This window comes from uncultured Abyssibacter sp. (assembly GCF_964000955.1).
Taxonomy (GTDB): Bacteria; Pseudomonadota; Gammaproteobacteria; order Nevskiales; family OUC007; genus Abyssibacter.
Genome location: NZ_CAXFCL010000106.1, coordinates 26,469 through 36,884 on the forward strand (window position 1 = coordinate 26,469; position 10,416 = coordinate 36,884).

6 protein-coding genes are annotated in these 10,416 nt (G+C 65.8%); all 6 read left to right on the forward strand.

Annotated features, from left to right (window positions below):
* Positions 1–12: 12 nt before the first annotated feature.
* On the forward strand, positions 13–2,133 hold the full coding sequence (gene pilQ / locus ABNS06_RS04985) for a type IV pilus secretin PilQ (protein ID WP_348672953.1): 2,121 nt from the start codon (positions 13–15) through the stop codon (positions 2,131–2,133).
* Between the two features lie 78 nt (positions 2,134–2,211).
* Positions 2,212–4,224 (forward strand): hypothetical protein, encoded by a 2,013-nt coding sequence (locus tag ABNS06_RS04990; protein ID WP_348672954.1) that lies wholly within the window; start codon positions 2,212–2,214, stop codon positions 4,222–4,224.
* Positions 4,224–4,772, forward strand: a complete 549-nt coding sequence (gene aroK / locus ABNS06_RS04995) for a shikimate kinase AroK (RefSeq protein ID WP_348672956.1) — start codon at positions 4,224–4,226, stop codon at positions 4,770–4,772. Before ABNS06_RS04990 ends, aroK begins: the two co-directional genes overlap by 1 nt.
* A complete protein-coding gene (aroB, locus tag ABNS06_RS05000) occupies positions 4,769–5,824 on the forward strand; it encodes a 3-dehydroquinate synthase (protein ID WP_348672957.1) in 1,056 nt (351 codons plus the stop codon). The genes aroK and aroB overlap by 4 nt, the downstream gene beginning before the upstream one ends.
* Positions 5,824–6,972 carry a deoxyguanosinetriphosphate triphosphohydrolase gene (locus tag ABNS06_RS05005; protein WP_348672958.1) on the forward strand — a complete coding sequence of 383 codons (1,149 nt, stop codon included), beginning with the start codon at positions 5,824–5,826 and terminating at the stop codon, positions 6,970–6,972. The genes aroB and ABNS06_RS05005 overlap by 1 nt, the downstream gene beginning before the upstream one ends.
* Before the next feature lie 204 nt (positions 6,973–7,176).
* On the forward strand, positions 7,177–10,416 hold a 3,240-nt coding region (gene gltB, locus ABNS06_RS05010; RefSeq protein WP_348672960.1), incomplete at its 3' end, for a glutamate synthase large subunit.

A 10,416-nucleotide genomic window follows, 5' to 3' on the forward strand; every position in this document is an offset into this window, starting at 1 on the left:
GGAGTGGGCAAGATGGCTCGATTTGCCAACATACGATTTGCGGCAAGCCTGAGCGCCGGGGTCGCGTTACTGCTTGCGGTTGCCAATGTCTCCGCCCAGGGGCCCACCCGAGCGTTGCAGGACGTGTCCTTCACGGCGATGCCGGGCGATGCGGTTCGCATCGTCCTCAGCCTGTCGGAGCCGGCACCGGACCCGCGCACCTTTACCGTGGAATCGCCGGCCCGGCTGTCTCTGGACCTGCCCGACACCCGCAGCGCCATGGCGGAGCGCTACAAGAAGGTGAACATCGGCCAGATCACCAGCGTGGCGACCGCCGAGGCCCGCGGCCGCACGCGTGTGGTCGTGGAGATGCACCAGCTCGTGCCCTACACGGTCAGCTCGCGCGGCTCGCAGATCATCGTCGAGCTGGCGGGTCGCCCCAACGCCGCGCCGGCCCGCAGCAGCGCCGCGAGCGCGGCCGCGCCCGCGCCGAAACCGGAGATCACCAACATCGACTTCCGCCGCGGCGAAACCGGTCAGGGCCGGATCATCGTCACGCTGACCGATCCCAAGACGCCGGTGGACGTCCGCGAGGAAGGCGGCAAGATCATCGCCGAGTTCAAGAACACGGCCCTTCCCGACCGCTTCGCCCGGCGCCTGGACGTGCTCGATTTCGCGACGCCGGTGAAGTACATCGACGCCATGCAGGATGGCATCCACTCACGCATCGTCGTGTCCCCGATCTCTTCCGGGGACTTCGATCAGGTCGCCTATCAGTCCGGCAGCGTCTTCACGCTGGAACTGCAACCGCTGACTCTGGCCGAGCTGGAACAGCGTGAACGCGACAAGCCCAAGTACACGGGCGAACGGATCTCGCTGTCGTTCCAGAGCGTGGACATCCGCGCGCTGCTGCAGATCATCGCCGACGTCGCCGGCGTGAACATGGTGGTCAGCGATTCGGTCAGCGGCGATATCGCGCTGCGCCTGCAGAACGTGCCCTACGACCAGGCGCTGGACATCATCCTGCGCACCAAGGGTCTGGGCATGCGCGAGGAAGGCAACGTGATCCTGGTCGCGCCGGTACAGGAACTGGCCGAACGCGAGCGGGTGGAACTGGAGGCCCAGGCCCAGAAGGAGCAGCTGGCACCACTGCGCTCCGAAATCGTCCAGATCAACTACGCCAAGGCCTCGGATATCGCCGGCCTGCTCACCTCCGAATCCACCTCGCTGCTGAGTGAGCGTGGGCGCGTGAGTGTCGACGCCCGGACCAATACGCTGCTGATCAACGAGACCCGTGAAAAGCTCGGCGAAGTCCGCAGCCTGATCGAGCGGCTGGACATTCCGGTCCGGCAGGTCCTGATCGAATCCCGGATTGTCATCGCGAACTCCGACTTCACCCGCGAGATCGGCACCCGGTTCGGCACGTCGGTGGTCGCGACCAACGGCGACAACGGACTGATCAGTTCCTCGGGCAGCCTGGAAGCCACGGACGTCGGTGTCAGCGACTTCACCGACGACACGCCCGGCTTCCCGATCGAGCTCGGCGACCTGCAGGACCGCTTCAACGTCAGCCTGCCGGTCTCCGGCGCCGCGGGCAGCTTCGCGCTCGCCATTCTCGGCTCCGACTACCTCGTGGACCTCGAACTCTCGGCCCTCCAGGCCGAAGGACGCGGCAACGTGATCTCATCGCCCCGCGTGATCACCGCCAACGCCAAGCAGGCCTCGATCGAGCAGGGCGTGGAAATCCCGTATCAGGAGTCCACCTCCAGCGGCGCGACCTCCATCTCCTTCAAGAAGGCGGTGCTGTCGCTGACCGTGACGCCGCAGATCACCCCGGACGAACGGGTCGTGATGGATCTGGCCGTCAGTTCCGATACGGTTGGCCAGCAGGTTGCGAACGTGCTGGGCGGCACCATCCCGTCCATCGACACGCGCGAAGTCGTCACCCAGGTGCTGGTCGAGAATGGGGAAACCGTGGTCCTCGGTGGTATCTACGAGGAAACCGACAACGAACTGATCACCAAGGTGCCGCTGCTGGGCGACATCCCCGTGCTGGGCGCGTTGTTCCGGAACAAGCGGAATGTCTCGACCAAACGCGAACTGCTGATCTTCATCACGCCGAAGATCGTGAGCGAATCCCTGGCGATCGACTAGTCATTGAGCGGGTTGAAAACGACCGTTTTCAACCCGGATTCGCCACGGATCAGGCGGTGAACGTGGTATAAGGCCGCCATGACCAACAAGATTTTCGCCGGCCTCCGGAGAGGCTTGGCCACGGTGTTCATCCTCGGGCTCGCCGCCTGTTCGGACGACACCCCGACCGGGGGGTTGCTCAACCAGGACGGTGACAGCGGTGGCGTCGATCCCGATGCCGAGTACGTCCTGACCCTCGAGGGGCCGACCTGCGTCACCGCGGGAAGAACCAGTGATCCGTTCACCGCCCTGTTGACCACGACAGAGGGCGATCCGGTCCCCGACGTGTTCGTACTGATCGAACCTTTCGTGGGTGACGAAGCGGCCGGCTCCATCACCGCGACCGCGCCGGATGGCCGCCAGCGCGTCGGCGGCGCAAACACCGATGACGACGGCGAAATGGTGTTCACCTACCGCGCACCCACCGAAGTCCGGACCGAAATCAACGTGTCGCTGGAAGGCACCGCCGTCGTCGATGATGACGTGCGCGGGGAGGATCAGCTGTCCGTACGCGTTCCGGCGGAATCAGCCCCGACCGTCCGCGTCCAGGGACCGGTCAATCCCTCCACGGGCAATCGCGTTGCCAGCGGATCGCTGGAAGTCGCGGCCGGCGAACTCGCCTCCGAATTCCTCGTCACGGTGACCTCCTCGGGCGGCTGTGGCGGCACCAGCCAGCCGGTCCGCGGCGCGGTGGTCGACGTCGAGACATCACTGACGAACTCGGTGATCCGCCAGACCGAACAGGAAACCCTGCTCGACGGCACCGCCGTGTTCGACTACCTGGCGCCCAGCCAGGTGAGTGCCCGCACCGCCGACGTGCTGACCGTGTTCGGTTCCACGGGGGGCGGAACCACGGAACGTGAATACACGCTGTTCGTGCTGCCCGGCCCGCCCGATCCCTATGCGCGCCTGACGGTCCGCGGTCCGACGTCGGTGCCCGCCGGCACGACTCAAAGCGGCTATATCGCAACCGCGGAACAGGTCCAGGAAGACGCCGCGGGCAACGAGACGGTGACCGCCCTACCGGATGTCAAGATCAATCTGAGCAGCAGCGACAGCGGCACGTTCACCGTGCAGACGAACAATGACGGCTTGCGGGGTGTCACCGACGAATTCGGCATCGTGCGCTTCGGCTTCCGGCCGGCCGCCTCGGGCAACGCCGCGCAGACAGTCGATCTGACGGCCGCGATCGCCACCAGTGACGATGCCGAGGCGCAGGCCCTTTGCGAAGGCACCGACGCCGACTGCACCGACACCATCGAGGTGCAGGTGCAGGCTGACACGTTCACGTTCACCGCACCGGATTTCGGTGATTCCGCGCTGGTCGGCGCCAACAACGCCGTGAACCTGGCTATCGACTGGCGCGACGGAACCGGCGCCGGCGTGACCGGCTGCGTGGATTTGTCGACCACCTTCAACGGCGCCTCGGGCACGTCGTTCGGCCTGATCATCAACAACGACCCGGTGACCGCCACGCAAACGCGGCGCGCCCGCGTCGTCAATGGCGCGTTCGAGCGGCCGCATGCGCTGTATTCCGACCGGTCCGGGTTCGTCACCGTCATCGCCGAGGACAACCGCGACTGCGAGTCCAGCCCGACACCACAGCTGGAAGCCACCACCGGCGTCCAATTCCAGGATGAGATCTGCACGACCACCAGCGATGGCCGCAACTGCGTGGACCTTCAGGCGCCCTTGCGCGTGCTCACATCGCCGGATGATGCCGGCAACCAGCGCACCGCCACGCTGACCTTCGAAGTTCGCAACAACGCGTTCCAGCCGGTGGACGGCGCGCAGGTGACGTTCGAGATCATCACCGCGGCCAGCGCCGGCGACCCCAACGAACGGGTCTTCCCCGGCGGTGGCACCACCAACGCCAACGGTGTCGCCACGTCGCGTTACTTCGTGCCGACTTTCAACCCGCCGCTGGGCGAGGACGAGATCCGCACCGTTGATGTCCGGGCCTGCGTGCGCCGCATCGCCGCGGATGGCTCCGACAACGGTCAGGTGTGCAGCACCCGCCGGATCGAGATCGTTGCTCCGCCGACGACCTGATGTCGGCCGACTCCGCGCAGCCGCGGCGAATCTTCCTCGTGGGACCGCCCGGCGCCGGCAAGACCACGATCGGCCGACGTCTGGCGCGGTTACGACATCTGAAATTCCTCGACAGCGATCACGAGATCGAGGCCTGTTGCGGCGTCGACATTCCCTACATCTTCGAAATCGAGGGTGAAGAGGGATTCCGCAGGCGCGAGGCCAGGATGATCGACGAACTGACCCAGCGGGACGATGTCGTCGTCGCCACCGGTGGCGGATCGGTACTACTCGAGAACAACCGCGCCTGCCTGAGCGAGCGCGGAATCGTCGTCTACCTGTACGCCACGCTGGAGCAGCAGCTCCAACGCACCCGCAAGAGCCAGAACCGGCCATTGCTCAACGGCGGCAACCCCAAGGCGACACTGGAGCGATTGTTCGCCGTGCGTGACCCGCTGTACCGCGCCGTCGCCGACCTGATCGTGCCGACGCGCGGCCGGGCCGCCAAGAACGTGGCGCAGGACATCCACCATCAGCTCGACAACGGCTTGAAGCCGCCAACACCATGAACCGGACGCTCCACGTCGACCTCGGCGAACGCAGCTATCCCATTCACATCGGCGCCGGCGCCCTGAACGGGCTGGACGCGCAGAACCGCCGCTGCCTGATCGTCACCAATGACACCATCGCCCCGCTTTATCTGCCACGCGTCCTGGAAGCGCTGCCCGACGCGGCGGTTTGCGAACTACCGGACGGCGAATCCTTCAAGACGCTGGACACCGCCGGCCGGATTCTCGATCAACTCGCCGACGGCGGCTTTCATCGCGACAGCCTGATCATCGCGCTGGGCGGCGGCGTGATCGGCGATATCGCCGGATTCGCCGCCTCGGTTTATCACCGCGGCATCGACTTCATCCAGATCCCGACCACCCTGCTGGCGATGGTCGACTCCTCGGTCGGCGGCAAAACCGGCGTGAACCACCAGGCCGGCAAGAATCTGATTGGCGCGTTTCACCAACCCGTTCAGGTGATCGCCGACCTGGATCTGCTCGCCACACTGCCGCCGCGTGAATACGCCGCGGGCCTGGCCGAGGTGGTCAAGTACGCCGCGCTGGGTGACCTGCAACTGCTGGACTGGCTGGAATCACGAGTCGCCGAACTGCGGTCACGCGACACCGATGTGCTGACCGAAGTCGTCTACCGCTGCTGCTTGGCCAAGGCGAAGATCGTCGCGGCCGACGAACGCGAGCAGGGCCAGCGGGCGTTGCTGAATCTCGGCCACACCTTCGGCCACGCGATCGAGACCGCCAGCGGTTACGGCACCCTTTTGCATGGTGAGGCCGTCGCCATCGGCATGGTCATGGCGGCCGACCTGTCATGCCGGCTGGGCTGGGCGTCCGCCGAGGAGGTCGCCCGGCTGCGGTCGCTGCTGAGCGCGTTGTCGCTTCCAACCTCACCGCCACCGATTCCACCGGACGAGTTCATCGCGCTGATGCAGCGCGACAAGAAGGTGCTGAACAACCGGCTCAGGCTGGTGCTGTTGCGCCCGCTGGGACACGCCGTCATCAGCGCCGATGTCCCGCTCGACACGCTGCGCGAAAGTCTCGACGCCGCCGCCTGATGGCTCTTGCGCCCTACGCAGCCCGGCCTGAAACCAGCCGCGGCCGCCGTGTCGACGAACCGTCGTCGGGCAACCGGACCGAGTACCAGCGCGACCGCGACCGCATCATCCACTGCGCGGCGTTCCGGCGCCTGGAATACAAGACCCAGGTCTTCGTCAATCACGAGGGCGACCTGTTTCGCACGCGACTGACCCATTCGGTGGAAGTCGCCCAGATCGCCCGCACCATCGCGCGCTCGCTGTCGCTGAACGAGGACCTGGTCGAGGCGATCTCGCTGGCCCACGATCTCGGCCACACGGCCTTCGGACATGCGGGTCAGGATGCCCTGAACGCCTGCATGAAGCCCCATGGCGGTTTCGAGCACAACATCCAGTCCCTGCGCGTGGTCGACGTACTGGAAAACAAGTACGCCGCCTTCGCCGGCCTGAACCTCACCTTCGAGACCCGCGAAGGCATTCTGAAGCACTGCACCAAGCCCAAGGCGCAACATCTGGGTGACGTGGGACGGCGCTTTCTGGACGGCAGCTTCCCGGGCCTGGAAGCGCAGCTGGCGAATCTTTCCGACGAGATCGCCTACAACAACCACGATATCGACGACGGCCTGCGCGCGGGCCTGCTGACGCTGGAGCAGCTCGCCGGGGTGCCGCTGTTCGAACGTTTCTACGCCGAGGTCATGGGGCTTTACACGAACCTCAGCGACAAGCAGATCCGCCACGAGGTGATCCGGCGCATGATCAACTTCCTGGTGGTCGACGTCATCGAGACCAGCCAGGCCGCGCTGGACGCCCTGCGGCCGGACTCCATCGACGCCGTCCGCGAGGCCGACCACCCGCTGATCGCATTCAGCCCCGAAGCCCGGCGGCTCAACATCGAACTCAAGCGATTCCTGTACAGGAATCTGTACAGCCACCATCAGGTGTATAGGATTACCAGCAAGGCACGGCGGGTCATCAAGGCACTGTTCGACGCGTTTCTGGACGATCCGAAGCTGCTGCCGCCGAAGTTTTCCGAGCGGGTTCCGCCGGAATCGGACGACCCGGACCGCGACATCCGCGCCCGCCTGATCGCCGACTACATCGCCGGCATGACCGACCGCTACGCTCTGGACGAATACGATCGCCTGTTCGACCCGCGCCGACTGCGCTAAACCGGCGCCATTGCGGCAATTGCCGGTGATGACGGCCGCAAATCGGCACCGAATCGGCTGTCGTTTGACGGTCATCCGCCCGTTTCTATAATGGCTGGTCCGCATGCCGCACTGCGGCAAATACTCGACGAGCGCTCATGACGCCCGCAGCAATCCCCTGCTTGCGGCGCGTTTGAGTGTCCCCGGAACGGACAGGCATTGCGTATGGCGATGACACAGCAAGGGCTTTACCACCCTGAATTCGAGCGTGACAACTGCGGTTTCGGCCTCATCGCCCAGATCGACGATCAGCCGAGCCACTGGCTGGTCCAGACGGCCATCAGCGCCCTGGCCCGACTGACCCATCGCGGCGCGGTGGCCGCGGACGGCAAGTCCGGCGATGGCTGCGGCCTGCTGATGAAAAAGCCCGATGCGTTCCTTCGGGCCGTGGCCAAGGAAAACGGCATCGCGCTCGCCGACGACTACGCCGTCGGCAATGTCTTCCTGTCCCGTGACGACGAGAAAGCCGCCGCCGCCCGCGAACAGTTCGCCAAGGCGCTGGACACCCGCGGCCTGCAGATCACCGGCTGGCGTGAAGTGCCCATCGACGAATCGGCCCTGGGCGAACAGGCGAAGGCAACACGGCCGCGAATCGAACAGATCTTCGTCAACGCCCCGGCGGACATGGAGACGTTCGCATTCGAGCTGGCCCTGTTCCGGGCGCGGCGCGTCGCCGAGAAGGCCATTGCCGAGACCGACCGGGATTTCTACGTCACCACGCTGTCCTGCCGCATCCTGCTGTACAAGGGCCTGGTGATGCCGGCCTACCTGCCGGAGTTCTACCTCGACCTCAAGGACGAGCGTCTGGCGTCCTCGGTCTGCGTATTCCACCAGCGCTTCTCGACCAACACCCTGCCCCGCTGGCCGCTGGCGCAGCCGTTCCGTTTCCTGGCCCACAACGGCGAGATCAATACCATTCGCGGCAACCGCAACTGGTCGATCGCCCGTGCGCGCAAGTTCGAAAGCGGCGACCTCGACAACATCGAGGAGATCATGCCGCTGGTCACGATGGACGGCTCCGACTCCCAGTCGCTGGACAACATGCTGGAAGTCCTGCTCGCCGGCGGCATGGACCTGTTCGCCGCGACGCGGGTGATGATCCCGCCGGCCTGGCAGAACGTCGAGCTGATGAACCCCGACCTGCGTGCGTTCTACGAATACAACTCCATGCACATGGAGCCCTGGGACGGCCCCGCCGGGATCGTCATGACCGACGGCCGCTACGCCGCCTGTTCCACCGACCGCAACGGCCTGCGTCCGGCGCGCTACGTGATCACCAAGGACCGCGTGATCACGCTGGCCTCGGAAATCGGCGTCTACGACTACGCCCCGGAGGACGTGGTCGAGAAGGGCCGGCTGCGCCCCGGCCAGATGCTGGCCGTCGACACCCAGACGGGCCGTGTGCTCTATCCGGACGACATCGACCGCGACCTCGCCAGCCGCAACCCCTACAAGCAGTGGATGAAGGACGGGGTTCGCCGCATTGAGTCCAAGCTCAGCGAAACCGATCCGTGGTCGTTCTTCGATCGCACCGAACTGGCGACCTACCAGAAACTGTTCCAGGTCACCTTCGAGGAACGCGACCAGGTTCTGCGTCCGCTGGCCGAAGCCGGCCAGGAAGCCGTGGGCTCGATGGGGGACGACACGCCCTTCCCGGTGCTGTCTCAGCAGCAGCGTCCGTTGTACGACTACTTCCGCCAGCAATTCGCGCAGGTGACCAATCCGCCGATCGATCCGCTGCGCGAGCAGATCGTCATGTCGCTGGAGTCCTGCCTGGGCGCCGAGCGCAGCGTGTTCGAGGAAACGCCGGACCGCGCCAAGCGTCTGCTGGTCGACGTGCCGGTGCTGTCCACCGGCAAGTACGAGCAACTGCTGACGATGGACGATCCGGCCTACGCCCACGTCAAGATCCAGCTGACCTGGACCGAGGACGAGGGCCTGGCGGCGGCGATCGACCGCATCACCCGTGAGGCCGTGGAGGCCGTGCGTGCCGGCAAGGTGGTCGTGGTGCTGACCGATCGCGGCGTCAAGACCGGCGAACTGCCCGTCCACGCGCTGATGGCCACCGGCGCCGTGCATCACGCGCTGGTGCGCGAAAGCCTGCGCACGGACGCGAACATCATTGTCGACACCGCGACCGCTCGCGACTCGCACCACTTCGCCTGCCTGATCGGCTTCGGCGCGTCCTGCGTGCATCCCTACCTGGCCTACGAGTGCCTGTTCGACATGTTGCGCACCGGCGAGATCCGGGATCGCGAACGCGCCGACCTGGGCCGCGCCTATCGCAAGGGGATCTGCAAGGGCCTGTACAAGATCATGTCCAAGATGGGCATCTCGACCATCGCCAGCTACCGCGGCGCGCAGCTGTTCGAGATCGTCGGTCTGTCGGACGAGATCGTACGGCGCTGTTTCCCGGGAACGATCAGCCGCATTCAGGGCACAGCCTTCGAGGACCTGGAAGCCGACACCATCACGCTGGACCGGCTCGCGCGCAATCCCCGCAAGCCGCTGCCGCAGGGCGGCCTGCTCAAGTACATCCACGGCGGCGAGTATCACGCCTACAACCCCGATGTCGTGTTCTCGCTGCAAAAGGCGGTGAAATCCGGCGAATTCGCGGACTATCAGGAGTATGTCGACCAGGTCAGCGCGCGGCCGCCGGCCGTGCTGCGCGACCTGTTCAAGATCAAGCCCGTCGGCGCCCCGATCTCCATTGACGAGGTGGAACCGATCTCGGCCATCGTGCGGCGTTTCGATTCGGCCGGCATGAGCCTCGGTGCGCTGTCACCCGAGGCCCACGAGGCGCTGGCGATCGCGATGAACCGCCTGGGCGGCCGGTCGAACTCCGGCGAAGGCGGCGAGGACCCGTCGCGCTACGGCACCGAGCGGATGTCCAAGATCAAGCAGGTCGCCTCCGGCCGCTTCGGTGTCACGCCGCATTATCTGGTCAATGCCGAGGTGTTGCAGATCAAGATCGCCCAGGGCGCCAAGCCCGGCGAAGGCGGTCAGCTTCCGGGCCACAAGGTCAACCAGATGATCGCGAAGCTGCGCTATTCCAAGCCCGGCGTCGCGCTGATCTCGCCGCCGCCGCATCACGACATCTACTCGATCGAGGATCTGGCGCAGCTGATCTTCGACCTCAAGCAGGTCAATCCGCAGGCACTGGTCTCGGTCAAGCTGGTCTCCGGCCCCGGCGTCGGCACCATCGCCGCCGGCGTTGCCAAGGCCTACGCCGACCTGATCACCGTGTCCGGCTACGACGGTGGCACCGGCGCCAGCCCGCTGACGTCGGTGCGCTACGCCGGCACGCCCTGGGAACTGGGCCTGGCCGAAACCCATCAGACGCTGCGCATGAACGACCTGCGCGGCCGCGTACGCCTGCAAACCGATGGCGGCCTGAAGATCGGC